The sequence below is a fragment of the Paenibacillus sp. FSL M7-0656 genome, from assembly GCF_038003225.1.
In the GTDB taxonomy this organism is placed as follows: Bacteria; Bacillota; Bacilli; order Paenibacillales; family Paenibacillaceae; genus Paenibacillus; species Paenibacillus amylolyticus.
Genome location: NZ_JBBOOT010000001.1, coordinates 5275891 through 5297117 on the forward strand (window position 1 = coordinate 5275891; position 21227 = coordinate 5297117).

The following is a 21227-nucleotide window of genomic DNA, read 5'->3' on the forward strand; positions in this document are numbered from 1 at the left end:
TTACATGAATGACCAAAATTAACGGTTTGGAACCCGGTGAAGAACGCCGGGACCAAATAATACGCATAGCGATGGAGCGTTTTGCAACCCAAGGCTACCATCAGACGAAAATTTCCGATATCGTCCGCGAGGCCGGTGTGGCGCAAGGGACATTCTACTGGCACTTCAAGAGTAAAGAAGCCATTGCTTCGGAGATTGTCTTAACGGGCAAGGAGGAGTTACTTGAGTCGATTGGACAAGGGTACCGCAAGGATGCAGGATCGGTAGAAGATATGGTGAAAGCATCGGAAAGGCTGTTCACTGACTTGTTTTTGTTTGCCGCGCAGAATCGTTATTTTATGGAATTGTTGCTCAAAGGCATCGTGACGGAAGAGTCCGTACAACGCCTGGTTGAGGAGACACGTAATGCTGTGGAAACTGCGTTTCGTCACAATATGGAACGTGCCATCGAACTCGGCATGTTGCCTAAGGGCATGAATGTTCCACTTCGAGCAGCCCTATTGGTAAGCATGATTGAAGGCATGATATCACGCTGGTTGTTCGGTTCCGATGAGTTGCACAGCAAATTTTCAGCCATGACAGCTTCATCGCTGGCAGCTGAGGCAGCAAGCTTTGAGTTTTACGGACTGCTAGGCACATAACATTCACATGATTAAACAAATAGCAGGGAATAATGGGTACAACTGCGGTTTAGTCACAATAAAGTAACCCAATGTACATCCAGATTAATACACGACTGAGAGGAAGTTAACGTAATGAACAACACATATGGATCGAAAACTCGTAAAGGCTGGTCTTTGACAGCAATTCTGCTGATGACCGTGCTGGTACTTAGTGCTTGTGGAAGTAAGGCAACAGATGGTGGAAGCACAAATGGTGCACAGGCAAGTAATGAACTGGAGCAGATCAAGTCGGCTGGCGTTATCAAAGTGGGCATGATGGGCACATACGCACCGTACAACTTCCTGAACGATAAGAAAGAAATGGACGGCTACGATGCCGATATCGCACGTGAAGTTGCGAAGCGTCTGGGTGTAGAGGTTGAATTTGTATCCCAAGAGTTCTCCGGTTTGACACCAAGTCTGCAAGCGAAGAAGCTTGATGCCATTATCAGCCAAATGACGATTACCGATGATCGTAAGAAAGTACTGGATTTCAGTGATCCGTATATTACGAACCAAGTTAAAATTATTGTAAAAGAAGACAATAACGATATTACCAAACTGGAAGACTTCAAAGGTAAAACGATTGGCGTAGGTCTGGGTACAAATGATGAATCATATCTGCGTAATGAAGTGTTGCCAAAAGTGGGAGACTTCACGATTAAAACCTATGACGATGTCATCTCTTCACTCAAAGATCTGAATGCTGGACGGATTGACGCAACAATCAACAATATGTATGCTCTGAAACCGATTGTGGATGCCAACGGATTGAATATCAAAGCTGTAGGTGAAGCTATTAAGAGTGACCAGGCAGGTATTGCTGTTCGCAAAGACAATCCGGAACTCGTAGCAGCACTGAATGATGCTCTCAAAGGCATGAAAGATGATGGCACGTACAATACCATTTTCAAAAAATGGTTTGGTGAAGAGCCTGCGCAATAATGAACCTGCAAGGCGAAGGGAAGATTTGACCCATGGAACTAGTATTTGAGAATATCCCCTTCTTTCTGAAGGGGGCTTATTATACGCTGTATGTAACTGTGATCTCCATGTTTTTTGCGTTCATCATCGGGGTGCTTGTTGCAATTGCTCGTCTGAAGGGACCGATGTGGCTTAGGTTGATCGCAAGGTTTTATGTATCCATCATGCGGGGAACCCCGCTGCTGGTGCAATTATTCGTTATTTATTACGGATTGGTCGATTATGGAGTGACCTTGGGATCGCTCACCGCAGCGTGTCTGGGACTGAGTCTGAATGCAGGTGCATTTCTGTCGGAGACGTTCCGTGGAGCCATTCAGGCTGTGCCTAAAGGACAGACAGAAGCTGCATATGCAACGGGAATGACACCGGCTCAAGCGATGAGACGCATTATCTTCCCGCAGGCTGTGCGCATTGCCATCCCGCCGATGGGGAACACGTTTATTGGCATGTTGAAGGAAACATCACTTGTGGCGGCGATTGGTGTTACCGAGTTGTTGCGTTCAGCACAACTGCTGGTATCACAATATGCATTGAACATGCCATTTTATCTGGCGATTGGTGTGATCTACTGGATCATGAGTATCGGCTTCTCGGCCATTCTGGAACAAGTGGAGCGCCGGTTGGCTCGGGCTTACTGATGGGAGGAGAGAACCGATGATTACAACAACTGGACTTACTAAACGTTTTCAGCAAAATGAAGTACTTACGAACATCGATCTTCATGTCGATGCCAAAGATATTGTTGTATTGCTCGGCCCAAGTGGTTCAGGCAAGAGTACCTTGCTGCGCTGTCTGAATGGACTCGAAGAGTTGTCCGGAGGACAGATCGAAGTGAACGGCATTGTGGTCAACAGCGCAGATCCGCTGCGAGTCCAACGTGCCCGGGTACTGGAGATTCGTCGCCAGACCGGCATGGTATTCCAGCAATTTAATCTGTATCCGCACAAGACAGTGCTGGGTAATGTGATAGAAGGTCTTGTTACGGTGAAAAAAATCAAAAGGGACGAGGCGGCTGAACGCGGCCGGATTCTTCTGGATCGGGTGGGTCTGTCGGACAAGCAAGATCAGTATCCGTCCCGATTGTCTGGTGGGCAACAACAGCGGGTAGCCATTGCACGTGCACTTGCGATGGAGCCGGAAGTGATGCTGTTTGATGAGCCAACTTCAGCTCTTGATCCTGAATTGGTCGGAGAGGTACTTTCCGTCATGAAGGAACTGGCAGAGGAAGGCATGACGATGCTGGTTGTGACACATGAATTGAAGTTTGCCCGTAATGTGGCAAACAAAATCGTCTTTATGGCGGACGGGTCAATTGTGGAAGAAGCAAGTCCACAGGCGTTTTTTGAACATCCAAAGCAAGAGCGCACCCGTCGTTTCTTGCAACAGATTACTGAATTCTAATTACATTACTACAATTTATACTGATTGATACGATGATTACAGAGATAAGCTGCTGAGTGAAGGGGACGGAATCGATTCTGAAGAAGCGTAGCGCTCGCCTTTGTCTCCGAATATTGTCCTTTGTTAATAAAAATCAAAAATATTTGGAGACAACAGCGATCGGAAGAACGAGCCGTACCCGGAACGGAGTTCTGCAAATCGTAAACTATTGTAAGAAAGAAGGATCTAACATCATGAATGTAACAACCGTATGGAAAGGCAAACGCGCGTTTACTTCCGAAGGACCCTCTGGCTACGCCGTTGGCATGGATGCCACTGCTGCTTATGGTGGTGACAGCAAGGGTGCGACCCCGATGGAATTGTTGCTGGCGGGTCTCGGGGGCTGTATGGGAATCGATATTACGATGATTCTGGACGCTTTCCTGGACAAAATTGAGTCGATTGAGATTGAAGCGCAAGGCACACGCAGTGAAGAGATGCCCAAAGGCTTCACATCCATTGATCTGATCTTCAAAGTCGATGGCGATATCCCGGATTATCGCATCTGGAAAGCCATCCAGATGGCTGAGGAAAAATATTGTGCAGTTTCCGCTTCGTTGAGCGCCGATATTCATCCTAAACTGATCCTCAATGGGGTAAGTACACCTCGTCCTTAATAACATATGAGTAAATCTCTTATACTGAGAAGGCACTTCCAATCGTGGGAGTGCCTTTTTTGGCTTTTCCAACACTTCAACAGGGATTTCGCCCATCTAGGAGTCACTAAACTTCTGTCAGTAGAAAAAATTCGGTAAGCCCGGTCGCCATGTTAATGGCGGCCTCTTCTACTAGAGGTAGGTTGGCTTGCAGCCTGGCAATATAGTACCCATTGCAATGACAATCCGAATTCTGACGGTTATGTGGTATGATTAATTCTGAGGACAGAACATCCTGATCCTGCTGTTTATATGTAAGCGCTTATACAGATGACGGAAGGTGCAGACATGTTTAAAAGGCTGATACGAACCACTAATAATCTCAAATTAAAGCATAAATTGCTCATATCCTATGTACTGGTTGTCATGATTCCGGTCCTGATTGTTGGTCTTGCTGTGACCAGTTATTTTCGCCAGCAAGCCCTGGACAATGCAATAGGACAGACGATCATCAATGTGGACAAGATTAAGAGCCAGACGGCAACCATGCTACGTGTACCAACCGATATATCCAATCTTTTAATGTTTAATGCGGATCTCAAGGAGATCGTGAATAAACGGTACAAGAGCGTTGTGGAGTTAACCTCAGCGTATCTTGCATACAAAGACTTTCAGGAGTACAGGCGTTTGTACCGTGAGATAGCGGGCATTCGTTTTTACTCAACTAACCCAACATTGATCAACAACCTCGAGTTCATCCCGGTAGACAAGCAGACGGAAGAGAGCTACTGGTACCAACAGGCACTGAAAACAACCAGCATCGGTTGGTTCTACATTCCGGACAAGGAAGATAATCCTGTACACAAGCTCAGTCTGGTGCGCAAAGTACCTTTTGCCGAGTATCGGACAGAGGGTGTGTTGATGATTGTGATCAATCAGGATGAGCTGAATGGATTGTTGCGTCAGGAACAGTTTGAGACGATGATTACGGACGAGCAGGGGTATGTGGTTGCAGCCAAGAATACCGAACTGGTGGGTAAAACGCTGGACGAACTTGATTTTGGTGTTAATCTGCAGAATCAGGCAAAAGGCACCATAGAGGGTGATTTCCGGGGGGAACCGTCTAATATTGTTATTGATGAGCTGGGCCCTGGATCGAGTATGAATAGCCTGAAGGTGATTTCGGTTTTTGCCACCAAAAATATCGTCAAAGACGCCAACACGGTCAGCTTGATCGGCATGATTTTTATTATACTTGTGCTGGTCATTGCCCTACTTTTCGTATATATCATCTCGTTCCTCACTTCGAACCGATTGCTCCGGCTGAGTAAACACCTCAACAAGCTTGCACTAGGAGACCTGAACGTGACGTCAAGGATTGATGGAAACGATGAGATTGGGCAACTGTCACGACAGTTCAACTATATGGTGAAAAGTATCAATGAACTCATGACGCAGGTGGTAGAAGCGACCGAACAGAACAATCAATTGGAAATCGCCCAAAAAGAGATTAAATTGAAAATGATGGCGAGCCAGATCAATCCCCATTTCTTGTTTAATGCACTGGAGTCCATTCGGATGAAGGCGCATATCAAGGGAGAAGCAGAGATTGCCAACATCGTCAGGCTGTTGGGCAAGCTAATGCGCAAGAGTCTGGAGATTGGCAGTGGAAAAACAACTTTCCGGGCTGAACTTGAAATGGTACGTTCCTATTTGGAAATTCAAAAATTTCGTTACGGCGACCGCCTTGCATTCCAGATCCATATCGATCCCGAGGTGGAGAAGATGTACATTCCGCCTTTGATTATTCAACCTCTGGTTGAGAATGCGATTGTCCATGGTCTGGAGAACAAAGAGGGCACAGTCCGTGTTCATATAAGTATTCGTTTAGTAGAGAACATTGTGCAGATCCGTGTGGATGACAATGGTGCAGGCATAACGCCAGAACGACTGGCTGAGGTGATGCAGTTTATCTGTGGACCGGAGGAGCAGGAGAAGAGTCGGATCGGTATGCGTAATGTACATCAACGCTTAACCTTGACGTACGGGGAGCCGTATGGAATACAGATTAAGAGTGTATATGGGGAAGGAACAGAGGTTTCTTTCACTTTGCCAGCAGGAGGGGACCAACATGTATAAAGTGTTTTTGGTGGATGACGAACCGAGCATACGTGAGGGACTGACAACCATTATTGAGTGGGAAAAATACGGATTCCAGGTCATTGCTACAGCTGCCAGCGGGCGTGAGGCCATCTCCCGGTTTGAGGAATTGGAGCCTGATCTGACGATTATTGATATTCGCATGCCCGGTATGACCGGGCTGGATGTGATTGAAGAAGTGCGCCGGAATCATCCGGATTCGCACTTTTTGATATTGAGTGGTTACGCGGATTTTGATTATGCCAAGAAAGCCATCAGTTTTGGTGTGGATGGTTATCTGCTCAAACCGGTGGATGAAGAAGAGATTATTGGTGAGTTAGAGCGGATTGCTACGATCTTGACCCGTGAACGGGAGACAATGGCACGTCAAGCTGGTGAGGATACCGTCTTTAGGGAGCATCAGATCGAGGCTTTGCTCTTTGACAGTCTGGAGGGTGCGGGTAGCATGGAAGAAGATAGCCTGGGGCTGCACTGGCCTCACTATCAGATTGTGCTGCTTGAGATGCATATAACCCCCGATCTGCAACGGGGAAGTGTTATGAAACGCAAACTGATTGAAGCATTTGACCATAAAGACCGAGGCATTGTATTCTCGTTCCATTCTGGTCTGGGACTGTTAAGTAAGGAAATAATCACATCCGAGTCATCTGCAAGAAATCTGTATGATGAGCTGGAAGGACTTCTGGGAGAATGGGAGGTTCACATGTATGGTGCTGCAGGAGAACCCGTACATTCCACTTCTGAAATTGCGCAGTCATACACGCAGGCAAATCGTTTACTCGGGGAACGCTTCTTGTTCACGGAGCAACGCATCATTCTGTGGACTGAAGGCAGCGAAGGCCAAAGCGTTGTTAAACCAGAAGTTGAAGCTGTGGACGGAGCACATGAGCCAGTTGAGGACGAACTCGCGGACAAGCTGTATTATGCGTTAGACATCCGCAGTAGTGAGTCCGTTATGCGGGTGCTGGGTGAGATGGAAGAGCGCCTGGTTCCATATCACCGAACAGAGCAAGCGATTAAGACGGCGTTCTCACAGGTATTTTCCCTGGCTTTCAACAAACTTGCAGCGACGAATCAACATATGCACTCCATTATGCAGGAACATTCGGTTCTGATTAATGAAGTCTATCATCAATTTACGATGTCTGATCTCAAAGTCATGGCATCGGAACATTTGAATCGACTTATTCAACGTATGGGTGGGGGAAGCAAGGATACTGTATTGAAACAGATGATTGAATTTATCCAGCGTAACCCTGGCGAAAATCTCAAACTCGAAGTGCTGGCAGAAGTGTTTAACTATAACAGCAGTTACTTGGGTAAGTTGTTCAAGAATCATACTGGAGAATATTTCAATGCATTTCTGGACAAGGTTCGTATGGAAAAGGCCAAGGAATTGCTGGACGAAGGACTGAAGGTCCATCAGGTCGCGGCGAGAGTGGGATATGCTAATGTGGACTACTTCCACGGTAAATTCAAGAAGTATGTAGGGGAGAGCCCTTCCGCTTACAAACAGGCCAGAACCCAATCATCGATTAAAGGAACGGCTACAGATATAAACGAGGAATAAGTACGGAGTGCTGGGCCTTGCCCTTGCCTATTGTGTAAAACGTTTTCGATATTCCTGAGAAATTTCCAGATTCATCATATTGTCCATGCACTTCCCATGATAAGCAATGGTCACGGAATGTTTCACATTTTAGACTGGATTTACAAGAATCCAGATGAAGGGATGGCTATACGATATGAATTTGTCTGATATAGGCGCTGTACGTCATACATTGAACTTAAATGGAACATGGCAGTTTTGTTTGGATCTGGAGTCCGATATACTCGTTGAACAAGAGATATTACCGCCTTCACAGTGTAAAAATACATTATGGGAGACCATTCAGATTCCCGGTTCATGGGAAGAGCAAGGATACGGAGATGAGCCTGAATACGAAAGGCTCGATACCTGGACCAAGGTACGCGAGTATGAAGGCTCAGCCTGGTATGCTCAGGATGTTCATGTTCCATCAGACGATCCCGGATGCCACTATGTATTCAGATTGGAAGGTGTCCGATGGACAACGCATCTCTGGATCAATGGACAGTATGCCGGGCAGCAGGATAGTCTGGTGAATCTACAGAAGTGGGATGTTACCTATCTGGTGAAGCAGGGAGAAGTGAATCGGATAGAGATTCGCGTGGATAATACGATGAAACTTCCCCTGGCGGGTAGCCATATTCATTCATTGCATACGGCCACAGCCTGGGGTGGAATCACGGGTGGTGTTTATCTGGACAGTCTGCCCTCATGCCGATTACAGACGTTACGTATTCAACAAGATGCTGAGAACGGAACCGTTCTGGTGGATTGTACTGTAAGCGCTCCCGCGAATGAATCGGCTAGATCGATGCAATTACATGTGGATATCCAGCATCCGGACGGCACATGGCTTGATCGATATAGTTGTAATGTGAATCTGAGTGATCCATCACATGTGGATATAAGCTCAGCAGGGTTAACTGAAAGTAACGCTGTAATAGATCAGTGGCGATTGGAACTTGGAACAGAGAAGTCTATCGCAAGATGGTCGGATGAATCTCCTGAATTATACAAGGCTGTGATCCGTCTCTATGACGGTGAACAGGAACTGGATCGGCTGGAGCAATCATTTGGTGTACGCTCCTTTGCAACAAACGGGAAGCAGCTTGAGTTGAATGGGACACCAGTATATTTGCGTGGATACGTCGATTGCTGTATCTTTCCACTGACGGGTTATCCCGTCTGGGACAAGGAGCATTATCTTCAGCAATTTCGAATCGCCAGATCGTATGGCTTCAATCATGTCCGACTGCATGGGTGGAGCGCGCCGGAGCCTTTCTGGGATGCTGCTGATGAAGCAGGCATGCTGGTGCAGGCAGAACTTCCCCATTGGTCTCGTTTCTTTGAGCAATCGGATCAGTCTGCGCCAGCTGAAGTATTGTCCTATCTGACACAAGAACTGGATGGGTTGCTTCAGTCGCTGCATAGGCATCCTTCATTCGTCATGTTCTCCATGGGGAATGAACTCATTGGTCCGAACGGCCACCCTGAACTCAATGCATTAGTATCGAGGGCAAGGGATATGGACCCGACCCGGTTATATACGGACAATACAGGTTTTGGACAGCTTCCGACGCAAGGGCGGGAAGGTGATTATTATATTCAGTCGTTGAACTGGCATCCCCCGTTGGAATCCGCATATTCTGCTGTGCCGGATACCACGCTGGACTATCATGCAGTCACTCGGCTCGCGGAGCATCCCGTCATTGGGCACGAACATGCACAGTACACCATGTATGTGCGGCCCCAAGAGCGAGCGAAGTATACTGGCGTATTGCGTCCTAGTTGGTTACGACCGATCGAAGAATCGTTGACAAAAAAAGGTATGATGGGGGACCTGGAGCATTTTCAACAGGTCAGTGGTACCCATCTGGTACGTTCCTTAAAAGAAGCCATGGAGCGAATTCGGCGTACACCGGACGCTGCGGGCGTACAACTTCTGGACATTCGCGATTTTCCAGGGCAGGGACATGCTACGACGGGCATTCTGGATGTATTTTGGGATGACAAAGGCATTACAACACCAGAAGAATTCATGTGTTTCAACGCAGATGTGGTACTGTTGTTAAGCTGCAAGGAGCGTACATTTTACGCCGGAGAACCCATTCATGTCGATGTACGCATCTCTCACTACGGTAAGGAGCCGCTTGAGGACACGGTCATTCAGTGGAGGTTAATAAGCGATGATGTGATGCTTACTGAAGGGGCATGGAAGACCGGAGATATCCAATGTGGGTCCGTCATGTCACTGGGAAGCCTCGTCGCTACCGCTCCTCATGAAGGGGCAGTAGCTTTTCGGATCGAAGCGGAGCTGATATCAGGCGATTCGGAAAGAACTGTAGCGAATGTATGGCATGGCTGGTCGTTTCCTTTTTACGAGTCTCATCCGGATTCGAATCGGTTCTGGAATACCGTGGCAGAGTTGAAGCCATTATTGGGTGAAGCGCATGATAATTGCGTAGATCGCATCGATGGATTCCAGTTGTTGAAAAATCGGGAGATTGACTTGGTTATCGTTCAGTCGTTAACACCCAATGTCGTTGATTATGTGGTCAACGGGGGAAGTGTTTGGCTACAGGCAACCGCAGAAGGGTTATATGATTCAGTGGAGACCAAGTATCTGCCTGTATTCTGGAATTACCTGATGTTTGCTACACAGCCTGGTGCAACGATGGGCATGTATTTGAGAGATCAGCTAGCACTACTAGGCTCCTTCCCGCATGATGGGGCTTCGGACTGGCATTGGTATCACTTGGTGAACGGTACACCAGCGATATGTTTGGATACGTTGCCTGGGGTGGAGCCGCTGATTGAAGTGGTGGACCATTTCCATCGGGCCAAACGACTTGCTTATGCCTTTGAGGCAAAAGTAGGGAAGGGCAAGATTTTGATATCCTCACTTCCGTTTGCCAATCTGGCTGTAATGAAGCGTCCGGAAGCCGCCTACTTATTTCAGGAGATACTTGCCTATCTGAATGGAGATCAATTCCGTCCAGCAACCTCCATATCCGTAGCGCAATTACTCGGCATCGTTAAACTGCAAACCATTCAATTTACATTGTAATCAGAGGGACCCGAAAGGGTCCTTTTTGTATGCCATGTAATTGAAGTAAACGATTACTATAAAACGTTTTCGATATTTACCACTTTGAATAGTGCTTTACCTTAATATTACTTTTATATCATTTAAAAGTATAATTTATCACTGATTTTAACGAATTAATGTCTGATTATATATGTCTATATCTAATTTTTATATGATTTTCTCTAAAATCCAGATGGTATTTTGAAAACGCTCTATCGAGTATGATTATTTTATAAAACAGAGGAGGGGGAACGGAGATGGAAACGCTAACAAAAAAATCCGCTTCCGCGAACAGAAGCAGTGACCCCAAACCGCCTTTAAAGAATCGGCGGAACGGAATTTGGGACAGAATGAAACAGCAGAAATATCTCTATCTCATGTCATTGCCATTCGTAGCTTGGGTTTTCGTATTTAACTATCTGCCACTATGGGGATGGACGATGGCTTTCCAAAATTATAAACCTGCCAGATCGTTTGGTGATCAAGAGTGGGTTGGTTTTAAACACTTTGTAGAGCTGTTCAGTGATGATCGTTTCTATCTGGTACTTCGAAATACACTTGCAATGAGCTTGATGGGACTGGTTGTCGGTTTTATCGTGCCGATATTCTTCGCTATTCTCCTGAATGAAATGAGAGGCATGTTCTTCAAACGTGCCGTGCAAACGGTATCATATCTGCCTCACTTTGTATCCTGGGTTGTTGTAGCCGGGATCATTACAAAGATGCTCTCCACCGATGGAGGGATTATCAATGATCTATTGGTAGGACTGAACATTATCGATCAGCCGATCCAATTCATGGCCAAGGGGAACTTGTTCTGGTACATTGTAACCGCTTCAGATATGTGGAAGGAAACCGGTTGGAATGCCATCATCTATCTGGCGGCGATTACAGGTATCGACAATGAGCTGTATGAAGCTTCCCGTGTAGATGGAGCCAACCGCTGGAGACAGATGTGGCATATTACGCTGCCTGGCATACGGACCACGATTTCTGTACTTTTCATCATGTCGATTGGACATCTTATCAGTATCGGTTTCGAGAAGCAATTTTTGCTGCAAAACAGTCTGGTCACAGACTACTCGGAAGTACTTGATCTATACGCGCTCAATTATGGTTTGAATATGGGACGATTCTCGTATGGTACAGCAATAGGTATATTCAACTCCGTTGTCAGTATCATCCTTCTGTTTACTGCGAACGGCTTGTTCAAAAAATTCACAAAAGAAAGCATCATGTAGGGAGGGGACGACATTATGGCGAACAAAGCATTCAATGCTACTCGGGGCGATAAACTGTTCGATATATTCAACATCCTCGCGATGACCATGGTGCTGGTTGTAACACTTTATCCATTCCTTAACGTACTAGCCATCTCACTCAATAACTCGACAGATACAGTACGTGGCGGAATTTACTTGTGGCCTCGCGAATTCACATTACAGAACTACAAAACGATTTTCCAATATGATGGATTGTTACAAGGTTTGCAGATATCCATTCTGCGTACACTTGTAGGTACCGTGCTCGGATTGATCAGTTCATCTATGATCGCCTTTACACTGAGCAGACCTGACTTTGGACTTAGAAAATTTGTATCCACAACACTCGCACTCACGATGTATTTCTCCGGTGGTCTGATTCCGGTATACATCCTGATGCGTGACTTGGACCTGATCGGTACATTCTGGGTATATGTATTGCCTGGCATGATCAGTGCATTTAACGTGTTTATCATCCGTTCATTCATTGATGGCCTGCCATACTCATTGCAGGAATCCGCGAAGCTGGATGGAGCGAATGACTTTACAATCTATTACAGAATCATCTTGCCACTGTGTAAACCAGTGCTTGCTACCATCGCATTGTTCCTGGCTGTAGGTCAATGGAATGCGTGGTTTGATACGTACCTGTATAATGGTTCAAAGGCACATCTGACCACGCTCCAATATGAGCTGATGAAAGTATTGCAAAGTACACAGCAGGGCTCAGGTGCTGGACGAAATGCCAATGATATGGCGCAGCAAATGACACAGATTTCACCGGAATCGATCAAAATGGCGATTACGATCGTTGTGACGGTTCCAATCCTCATTGTATATCCATTCCTTCAGAAGTACTTTGTTGGTGGTATGACACTGGGCGCAGTAAAAGGTTAAACAATAGGGTACAGGCTGCCACATAGAGCGGCCGTACATCTACAAATGAAGCATCAGGATACCCGAAGCGCAGCCATTTGGTCTGCGCTTCACCGTATAGGGCTGCGGTGTGGTATTCATGAAGCTATAGACAGGGACAAAAAAGTCCCGGACAAACAGACATATGAAACAGGGAGGATTACCATTATGGCAAGTTCCAAAATGAAGATTGCACTGGCACCAGTGCTTGCAATGTCTTTACTCGCAGGTTGCGGTGGAGGAAGCGGCAGTGATACGTCGTTCAAGGATACAAGCGCAGAGACAACTCCACTTACTTTTGATTTCTTCAGCGTTGACCCCAGTCCGAACTGGAATGGCATGAAGGATGAAGTAGGTAAAGTCCTTACGGAAAAAACAGGGATAACCCTTAACGGTGAATTTGCCGTTAGTGGTGGTCAAGATAAAATATCCTTAATGGCGGCGAGCGGAGACTATCCGGATATTGTCTCCCCCAAAGGAGAACTCAGCAAACTGGTGGATGCCGGAGCAATGCTCGATCTGACAGATCTGATCGACCAATATGCTCCCAATCTGAAGAAGCTGTATGGTAATTACATGGACCGGTTGAAATACAGTAATGAAGATCAGGCTATTTATGTGCTGCCAACGTATTATGCGGTAGACCAAAAGTACTTTGATGCAGGTGGTGGATTTGGCATTCAGCACCGTGTACTGAAAGAACTCGGATATCCGGAAGTACGTACACTTCAGGATTACGAGAATGTATTGAAGGCGTACAAAGAAAAACACCCAACAATTGATGGTCAGCCAACCATCCCGTTAACACTGGACGCGGATGATTGGAGAATCATGATTACCGTAACGAACCCAGCCTTCCAGGCAACAGGAGCTCCGGATGATGGTGAATACTACATCGATCCAGAGACGTATGAAGCAAGTCTGCATTACAAACGTCCAGAGGAAAAAGAATACTTCCGCTGGTTGAACCATATGTACAACACTGGATTGCTGGATCAGGACAGCTTTATCCAGAAAACAGACCAATACAAATCCAAAATTGCAAGTGGACGTGTTCTGGGTGTCATTGACCAGGATTGGGGATATTCCGATGCAGAAAATGCATTGAAATCCGCTGGTAAGACTGAAGCAACGTATTCACACTTTCCAGTAACCCTGTCCGAGGATATCAAGGATCATGCCTACCAAGACCCTGGTTTTGTATCCGGTTGGGGTGTAGGGATTACAACATCGAATCCTGACCCGGTTCGTACGATCAAATTCTTCGATTACCTGGCTTCTGAAGAAGGGCAAGTGCTGATGAACTGGGGAATTGAGGGCAAACAGTATGAAGTGCAGGACGGCAAACGTGTCATTCCTGCCGACATTCTGGATCAGAAAACCAATAATGCAGCCGTATTCCAGAAAGAAACGGGTATTGGACTGTACACCAATATGTCCGGTCACTATGGAGACGGTGTGAAGGATTCAACGGATAACTACTACACTACGAATTTCCCTGAACAGATCGTGGCAGCATATTCCGATGCAGAGAAAGAAACACTCAAAGCTTACGGTGCTACGACGTGGAAAGATCTGTTCCCGAGTGAAGATGAATTCCCAATCAAACCATGGGGAGCAGCATACAATCTGCCAACACCAGGTGACTCCAACTACAACGTCATCTTCAAGAAAACACAGGATATCATTCGGAAACGTATCCCGGAAGCCATTCTGAGTACTCCTGAACAATTCGATGCGATCTATGACGGCATGATTGCAGAAGTGAACCAAGCAGGAGCAGAGGATATGGAGAAACAATATACAGAACTCGTTCAAAACCGTGTTCAATTGTGGAGCGGTGAAGAGGCTAAATAAACGATTAGCAATTCAGATCTAAAACGAAAAAGAACCCAGAATATTTGGGTTCTTTTTTTATCTAAAACGTTTTCTAAAAAACGTTTTCAATTTTATAAATTCACTATTGACAAGGGATATAGGAGCGATTATTATTCAAGTATGAAAGCACTTACATTTGCTTGTACAACACGTGGCATACACCTGAATCTCAAAGTAAACATTTGCAGAATGAAGAGGAAATAAGGAAAGAAGAACATTTTTTTATTTTTTAAGAAAACGCTTCTAATGTTATAAAAACAAGAAAATTACATTTGTTTCATCTGGTCACGGTATGTGCAGGTCAGCCTGTTATACAAATATACAGCTTCATTAATATCCATAAGGGGGATTACACATGAAGGGCAAAACACCAAAAACATTCGCAATGCTTCTGTTAGCCAGTGCTCTTGCAATTACAGCAGGATGCAGCGGCAGTGGAGGAGGAACTAACGCTTCAGAGAAACCGGTTGATTCCGGAGATACAACCAGTCCAGTGACCTTTACATTCTTTGGTGCAGACGCGAGTCCGAACTGGAATAACATGAAGGATGCTGTCGGTCAAGAAATTACTAAGGCAACGGGAGTTACAATTGAAGCTGAGTATGATGTGAATAATGGCGGTGACCAAAAGATTCCTTTGATGGCTGCCAGTGGTGATTACCCTGATATTATCTATCCTAAAGGCAACTTGTCTAAGCTTGTGGATGCAGGCGCGATGCTGGACCTGACCGATCTAATTGAGGAGCATGCTCCCAACTTGAAAAAAATCTATGGTGATCAGATGAACCGTCTGAAATACAGTTTGGAAGATCAAGCCATTTACACGATCCCGACCAACATGGGTGTAGATAACGTTTCATTTGACGCTACGGGCGGATTCGAAATTCAACAAAGAGTATTGAAAGAGCTTGGCTACCCTGAAGTAAAAACGCTTGAGGACTACGAGAACGTACTGAGAACGTATTATGAAAAACATCCAACGATTGATGGTCAACCGACGATTCCGTTAACATTGAATGCAGATGACTGGAAAATTATGATTACGGTAACGAACCCTGCATTCCAAGCTACGGGTGGACCGGATGACGGTGAGTATTATATCAACCCTGAGACGTATGAAGCCGTTCTACACTACAAACGTCCTGAAGAAAAAGAATATTTCCGTTGGTTGAACAAAATGTACAATGAGGGTCTGCTTGATAAAGATACATTTGTTCAAAAGGATGACCAATACAAATCCAAAATTGCCAGTGGCCGTGTACTTGGTCTAATTGACCAAGAGTGGAACTATGGTGAGGCGGAAAATGCTTTGAAATCATCTAACGGTGGCGACAAAACATATGCCCACTTCTCCGTATCCCTGAACAAGGATATTGTGGATCATACGTTCCAACCGACAGGATTTGACGGTTATGGTATCGGAATCACAACTTCGGCCAAAGATCCGGTACGTATCATCAAATTCATGGATTGGCTTGCTTCCGAGGAAGGTCAGGTCCTGAGAAACTGGGGTGTTGAAGGCCAACATTACCAAGTAGAGAATGGTAAACGCATCATTCCGGATGACGTACAAGATCGCAAAACCAATGATAACTCTGCTTTTACCAAAGAATCAGGCGTAGGCATGTATAACGTATTTAGCGCCAGATACGGTGATGGTGTGAAAGATGCCACAGATAACTATTACACAACGAATTTCCCTGAACAGATTCAAGCAGGTTACACTGCCGCTGAGAAGGAAACGTTGAAAGCATACGGTATTACAACATGGAAAGATTTCTATCCTTCCGAAGATGATCTGAAGCTGAAAGATTGGGGCGCAGCATACAACATGCCTGTACCATCTGACACGGATTACAACGTAACGTTCCAGAAAACACAGGATATCGTACGTAAACGTATTCCAGAAGCGATCCTTGCCAAACCTGAGAACTTCGACAGCGTATATGATAGTCTTCTGGCTGAACTCGATAAAGCGGGTGCAGTGGAGATGGAGAAACAATACACGGTTTGGATCAAAGAACGTGTAGCTCTCTGGACTGGAAAAGATGTGAAATAAGCTTGAAAACCAAGCATTAAAGTTAAGGATTTTCATAGCAAAAAAAGCCCTTTCTCAAGGGCTTTTTTTATTGTTGACGTGAGGTGATGGATAGCCTATAATCTATCATGTAAGCACTTTCAGTAAGCGGTTTATGTAATTTCCGAAAACGTTTTACGTTTGTTAGAAGAAGAATCTTTCTTTTTGCAGAATCGAAACGTCAGCTTTAGTGAACACGTCGGAATAGACGATACCGAAAGCGCATTCAAAAAAAGTGGTATCCTCAGGCATAAAGCCTGTTATACAGATAAAACCTTCATAAATAATAGGGGGAACTAGACAATGAGAGGCAAAATGAAAGGCAATACACCCAAGACGTTTGCAATGTTGATGCTCGCAAGTGCAATGTTGGTTACAGCTGGTTGTGGGAATTCGGGAACCAAAGAGACTACAGAGTCCAGCGGTACCGAACCAATTACAGTTACGTTCTTCGGGGGGGATGCTAGTCCGACCTGGAACAAGATGCAAGATGCTGTTGGTAAAAAGATTACGGAACAAACAGGCGTTACAATTGAAGCTGAATATGATGTAAACGATGGTGGTAACCAGAAGATTGCACTGATGGCTGCCAGTGGTGACTTTCCTGATATGATCTACCCTAAAGGTAACTTATCTAAGCTTGTGGATGCAGGCGCGATGCTGGATCTCACGGATCTGATTGAGGAGCATGCTCCCAATCTGAAAAAAATCTATGGGGAACAGATGAACCGTTTGAAATACAGTTTGGAAGATCAAGCGATATATACCATTCCAACCAATATGGGTGTTGATAATGTTACGTTTGACGCTACAGGTGGATTTGAAATTCAGCAAAGAGTATTGAAAGAGCTCGGATATCCTGAAGTGAAGACACTTGAGGATTACGAGAATGTACTTAGAGCCTATTATGAAAAACATCCAACCATTGATGGTCAACCAACCATTCCATTAACATTGAATGCAGATGATTGGAAAATCATGATCACGGTAACGAACCCGGCTTTCCAGGCAACAGGTGCACCGGATGATGGTGAATATTACATTGACCCTGAAACGTATGAAGCCAAATTGCACTATAAACGTCCAGAGGAAAGAGAATATTTCCGCTGGTTGAATAAAATGTACAATGAAGGCCTACTGGACAAAGATGCCTTTGTTCAAAAGGATGACCAATACAAGTCCAAAATTGCCAGTGGCCGTGTCCTCGGTCTGATTGACCAAGAGTGGAACTATCAAGAAGCGGAGAACGCGCTCAAATCATCGGGTAAGGATGATGCCACATACGCTCACTTCTCTGTATCACTTAACGATGAGATTGTGGATCATACGTTCCAACCAGCCGGATTTGACGGTTATGGCATCGGGATTACAACTTCGGCCAAAGATCCAGTGCGTATCATTAAATTCATGGATTGGCTTGCTTCCGATGAAGGACAAGTTCTGAGAAATTGGGGTATCGAAGGTGAACATTACAACGTAGAAGATGGTAAACGCGTGATTCCAGAAGACGTTCAAGACCGCAAAACGAATGACAACTCCAATTTCAGTAAGGAAACAGGAATTGGGATGTATAACATATTTAGCGCAAGATACGGTGATGGTGTAAAAGATTCTACGGATAACTATTACACAACAAACTTCCCTGAGCAGATTGTAGCTGGTTACACGGCTGCAGAGAAGGAAACGCTGAAAGCTTACGGTATCACGACTTGGAAAGAGTTCTATCCGGCTGAAGAAGATCTGCAAGTTAAGGATTGGGGCGCAGCGTATAACATGTCCGTACCTTCCGGTACAGACTATGAGGTAACGTTCCAGAAAACGCAGGATATCATCCGTAAACGGATTCCGGAAGCTGTTCTGACTACACCAGCAAACTTTGATGCAACCTATGACGCTTTACTGGCTGATTTGGACAAAGCGGGTGCAGTTGAAATGGAGAAACAATTTACGGTGTGGGTTAAGGAACGTGTCTCTCTGTGGACAGGAAAAGACGTAAAATAATATGAATTGTCTGTGATCCATGGTTACACAAGGAAAGGGCCCTATATGGGCCTTTTTTTTGTGGATTGCTGTGATGATTTGCATTGACGCAAATTTTGAAATCACATATAATTTTATTATTGTAAGCACTTACCGAAAACGTTTTATGACATAAGAAATATACTGCTTATTTAGGAACAGGAGCTAATCATGTCCCAACACAATAACGAACCTAAAATCAATCGTCTATGGTATCAACAACCGGCAAAACGCTGGGAAGAAGCATTGCCCATCGGAAACGGCCGTCTTGGAGGCATGGTGTACGGAGGCGCAGCAGATGAACGAATTCAGCTCAATGAAGATACATTATGGTCAGGGTTTCCACGGGATACGATTCAATACAGCAGTCAGCGGTATTTGAAGCAGACGCGAGAGTTGATCATGTCTGGGAAGTATGGTGAAGCTGAGGATTTGTTGAACCGTGAAATGCTTGGTCGTGATGTGGAGGCTTACCAGCCGATGGGTCATTTTCTATTGCACCATGAGGGTCTGGATGATCTTTCATATGATGCATTTGAACGGGAGCTTGATCTGGAATCGGGTATTGCAACCACAACCTACTCATTGGAAGGAACTCAATACGTACGTGAAGTGTATTCCAGTGCTTCGGATGATCTGATGGTCTGCACATTAACTGCTGATCAGAAGGGCGCTGTGAGTGTAAGTGTTACGCTAGACAGTCCCCATCCTTATCGCGTTGAGACTTCGGGAGATGCTCTAACCATGTTCAGTCGGTGCCCAAGTCATGTGGAGTCCAATTACTTCAGAGATCACCCGGAATCCGTCCTCTATGAAGAGGATCGGGGAACGGTTTATGCTGTCCGTGTAGCATTTACGGCATCTGGCGATCAGATGAAGGTCTCCAATCTGGAAGGCAAGTTACATATTCAGGGTGCTGATCAGGTTGTGTTTTATCTGGCAGCGGCTACCTCCTTTGAGAGTTACGATGTGTTACCTGTGAAGGATCATCTTGTATTGGAAAAGGAATGTAGGGAGATGATCTCCGAAGCGATCACACATGGTTCGGAAGTGCTTCGTGGCCGACATGTTCAAGATCATAGCGCGTTGTTTAACAGAGTCTTTATTGATTTAGGGGTATCGGCTAACGCCGAATTACCTACAGATGAGCGGTTGCAGGCTTATCAGACAGGGCAACAAGACCCTGGACTGGAGGCACTTTATTTTCAATATGGAAGATATCTGTTAATGGCTAGTTCGCGTCCGGGCAGCCAGCCAGCCAATCTGCAGGGAATCTGGAATCATCAGGTAGAGCCGCCATGGCACAGTGACTACACGATCAACATCAACACGGAGATGAATTACTGGCCAGCAGAAGTCTGCAATCTCAGTGAATGTCATGAGCCACTGTTCGATATGCTGACCGATCTCAGTGATATAGGACGAAGAACGGCGCGGATTCTGTATGGAGCCCGTGGATGGACTGCTCATCATAACGTGGATATCTGGAGAACTACCACACCTACAGGTGGAGACGCGAGCTGGGCATTTTGGCCGATGGGCGGTGTGTGGCTGACCTCGCATCTATGGGAACATTACCAGTTTACCGGAGATCAGCGTTTTCTTGAGGAACGTGCGTATCCCATCATGAAAGAGGCGGCGCTGTTCTGTCTCGATTGGCTGGTGGAAGGGCCCGATGGTTATCTGGTTACGATTCCATCCACTTCACCAGAGAATAAGTTTCTCACAGATGCTGGGGAGGCACGCAGTATATCCATGGCTTCAACGATGGATATGACGTTAATTCGTGAACTGTTCAGCCGCTGTATTGAGGCCTCGAAGCAACTAAATATAGATGAGTCGTTGGCAAGCGAGTGGAGTGAGGCTCTGGAGAAACTCTATCCATTCCGAATTGGAAGCGAAGGACAATTGCTGGAGTGGTTTAAGGATTTTGCCGAATCCGAGCCAGGGCATCGTCACGTCTCCCATCTGTATGGACTGTATCCGGGAGAGCAGATCAATCGAGTGCACACACCAGAACTTGTGGAAGCTGCAAGGGTATCGCTTGAACGTCGTATCTCACAAGGTGGCGGGCATACAGGATGGAGCTGTGCATGGTTGATCAATCTGTATGCACGACTGCTGGATGGCAGCCAGGCACATCAGTTTGTGCGCACGTTGCTGGCCCGATCCACACATCCGAATCTGTTTGACGATCATCCGCCGTTCCAGATCGATGGTAACTTTGGAGGCACGGCTGGAATAGCCGAGATGTTGTTGCAGAGTCACTTGAACGAGTTACATTTACTGCCGGCACTGCCTGAACTCTGGACTCAAGGTCGAGTTGAAGGGCTTCGTGCAAGAGGTAGTTATACAGTGGGAATAACATGGGCGGACAACAAGCTTGCGTCAGCAGTCATCAAAGCAGAACGAAGTGACACGCTGATCGTTCGCAGTGCTTATCCGCTGCGTGTGGAAGGAAACGAACAAGCCAAGGCAGAGCTTACGCCTCAGGGCGATTATGTAATTATTTTAACGATGACCGCAGGACAGATGATCCGCGTGTCATTATGAGACGG

Annotated in this window: 14 protein-coding genes; all 14 read left to right on the top strand. The window is 45.7% G+C overall.

Annotation, left to right across the window (positions count from 1 at the left end):
• The first annotated feature begins 8 nt into the window (after nt 1-8).
• The 14 genes from MHI01_RS23175 to MHI01_RS23240 all read left to right on the top strand — a co-directional run bounded on the left by MHI01_RS23175 (nt 9) and on the right by MHI01_RS23240 (nt 21222).
• Nucleotides 9-641: a TetR/AcrR family transcriptional regulator gene (locus tag MHI01_RS23175; protein ID WP_340984223.1), complete on the top strand. Its 633-nt coding sequence runs from the start codon at nt 9-11 to the stop codon at nt 639-641.
• A 114-nt stretch (nt 642-755) separates the two neighbouring features.
• Nucleotides 756-1607: a substrate-binding periplasmic protein gene (locus MHI01_RS23180; RefSeq protein ID WP_076253558.1), complete on the top strand. Its 852-nt coding sequence runs from the start codon at nt 756-758 to the stop codon at nt 1605-1607.
• 32 nt (nt 1608-1639) lie between these two features.
• The gene (locus MHI01_RS23185) at nt 1640-2284 is read left to right on the top strand and encodes an amino acid ABC transporter permease (protein WP_017692207.1); all 645 of its coding nucleotides are present in this window, start codon (nt 1640-1642) and stop codon (nt 2282-2284) included.
• 16 nt (nt 2285-2300) lie between these two features.
• Nucleotides 2301-3047 (top strand): amino acid ABC transporter ATP-binding protein, encoded by a 747-nt coding sequence (locus MHI01_RS23190; RefSeq protein WP_340984224.1) that lies wholly within the window; start codon nt 2301-2303, stop codon nt 3045-3047.
• 233 nt (nt 3048-3280) lie between these two features.
• Entirely contained in the window at nt 3281-3703 is a 423-nt protein-coding gene (locus tag MHI01_RS23195) for an OsmC family protein (RefSeq protein ID WP_036606882.1), read from the top strand.
• A 327-nt stretch (nt 3704-4030) separates the two neighbouring features.
• Nucleotides 4031-5821, top strand: coding sequence for a sensor histidine kinase (locus MHI01_RS23200; RefSeq protein ID WP_340984225.1), 1791 nt, complete (start codon nt 4031-4033; stop codon nt 5819-5821).
• The gene (locus tag MHI01_RS23205) at nt 5814-7412 is read left to right on the top strand and encodes a response regulator transcription factor (RefSeq protein ID WP_340984226.1); all 1599 of its coding nucleotides are present in this window, start codon (nt 5814-5816) and stop codon (nt 7410-7412) included. Before MHI01_RS23200 ends, MHI01_RS23205 begins: the two co-directional genes overlap by 8 nt.
• Nucleotides 7413-7587: 175 nt before the next feature.
• Complete coding sequence (locus MHI01_RS23210; protein WP_340984228.1) at nt 7588-10497, top strand: glycoside hydrolase family 2 protein; 2910 nt, start codon at nt 7588-7590, stop codon at nt 10495-10497.
• Between the two features lie 278 nt (nt 10498-10775).
• Nucleotides 10776-11759: an ABC transporter permease gene (locus MHI01_RS23215; RefSeq protein WP_127546607.1), complete on the top strand. Its 984-nt coding sequence runs from the start codon at nt 10776-10778 to the stop codon at nt 11757-11759.
• A gap of 15 nt (nt 11760-11774) precedes the next feature.
• Nucleotides 11775-12677 (top strand): carbohydrate ABC transporter permease, encoded by a 903-nt coding sequence (locus tag MHI01_RS23220; RefSeq protein WP_127546605.1) that lies wholly within the window; start codon nt 11775-11777, stop codon nt 12675-12677.
• A 186-nt stretch (nt 12678-12863) separates the two neighbouring features.
• Nucleotides 12864-14552, top strand: coding sequence for an ABC transporter substrate-binding protein (locus MHI01_RS23225; protein WP_282320204.1), 1689 nt, complete (start codon nt 12864-12866; stop codon nt 14550-14552).
• Nucleotides 14553-14928: 376 nt separating this feature from the next.
• Nucleotides 14929-16632, top strand: coding sequence for an ABC transporter substrate-binding protein (locus MHI01_RS23230; protein WP_340984230.1), 1704 nt, complete (start codon nt 14929-14931; stop codon nt 16630-16632).
• 333 nt (nt 16633-16965) lie between these two features.
• On the top strand, nt 16966-18651 hold the full coding sequence (locus tag MHI01_RS23235) for an ABC transporter substrate-binding protein (protein ID WP_340984896.1): 1686 nt from the start codon (nt 16966-16968) through the stop codon (nt 18649-18651).
• 189 nt (nt 18652-18840) lie between these two features.
• The gene (locus MHI01_RS23240; protein WP_340984231.1) at nt 18841-21222 is read left to right on the top strand and encodes a glycoside hydrolase family 95 protein; all 2382 of its coding nucleotides are present in this window, start codon (nt 18841-18843) and stop codon (nt 21220-21222) included.
• Nucleotides 21223-21227: the final 5 nt, after the last annotated feature.

What these genes read in the sequence shown, in the direction of transcription:
- MHI01_RS23235 (WP_340984896.1), top strand. Translation starts at nt 16,966, where the DNA reads ATGAAAGGCAATACACCCAAGACGTTTGCAATGTTGATGCTCGCAAGT.
- MHI01_RS23200 (WP_340984225.1), top strand. Translation starts at nt 4,031, where the DNA reads ATGTTTAAAAGGCTGATACGAACCACTAATAATCTCAAATTAAAGCAT.
- MHI01_RS23230 (WP_340984230.1), top strand. Translation starts at nt 14,929, where the DNA reads ATGAAGGGCAAAACACCAAAAACATTCGCAATGCTTCTGTTAGCCAGT.
- MHI01_RS23220 (WP_127546605.1), top strand. Translation starts at nt 11,775, where the DNA reads ATGGCGAACAAAGCATTCAATGCTACTCGGGGCGATAAACTGTTCGAT.
- MHI01_RS23195 (WP_036606882.1), top strand. Translation starts at nt 3,281, where the DNA reads ATGAATGTAACAACCGTATGGAAAGGCAAACGCGCGTTTACTTCCGAA.
- MHI01_RS23205 (WP_340984226.1), top strand. Translation starts at nt 5,814, where the DNA reads ATGTATAAAGTGTTTTTGGTGGATGACGAACCGAGCATACGTGAGGGA.
- MHI01_RS23240 (WP_340984231.1), top strand. Translation starts at nt 18,841, where the DNA reads ATGTCCCAACACAATAACGAACCTAAAATCAATCGTCTATGGTATCAA.
- MHI01_RS23225 (WP_282320204.1), top strand. Translation starts at nt 12,864, where the DNA reads ATGGCAAGTTCCAAAATGAAGATTGCACTGGCACCAGTGCTTGCAATG.
- MHI01_RS23215 (WP_127546607.1), top strand. Translation starts at nt 10,776, where the DNA reads ATGGAAACGCTAACAAAAAAATCCGCTTCCGCGAACAGAAGCAGTGAC.
- MHI01_RS23180 (WP_076253558.1), top strand. Translation starts at nt 756, where the DNA reads ATGAACAACACATATGGATCGAAAACTCGTAAAGGCTGGTCTTTGACA.
- MHI01_RS23185 (WP_017692207.1), top strand. Translation starts at nt 1,640, where the DNA reads ATGGAACTAGTATTTGAGAATATCCCCTTCTTTCTGAAGGGGGCTTAT.
- MHI01_RS23175 (WP_340984223.1), top strand. Translation starts at nt 9, where the DNA reads ATGACCAAAATTAACGGTTTGGAACCCGGTGAAGAACGCCGGGACCAA.
- MHI01_RS23210 (WP_340984228.1), top strand. Translation starts at nt 7,588, where the DNA reads ATGAATTTGTCTGATATAGGCGCTGTACGTCATACATTGAACTTAAAT.
- MHI01_RS23190 (WP_340984224.1), top strand. Translation starts at nt 2,301, where the DNA reads ATGATTACAACAACTGGACTTACTAAACGTTTTCAGCAAAATGAAGTA.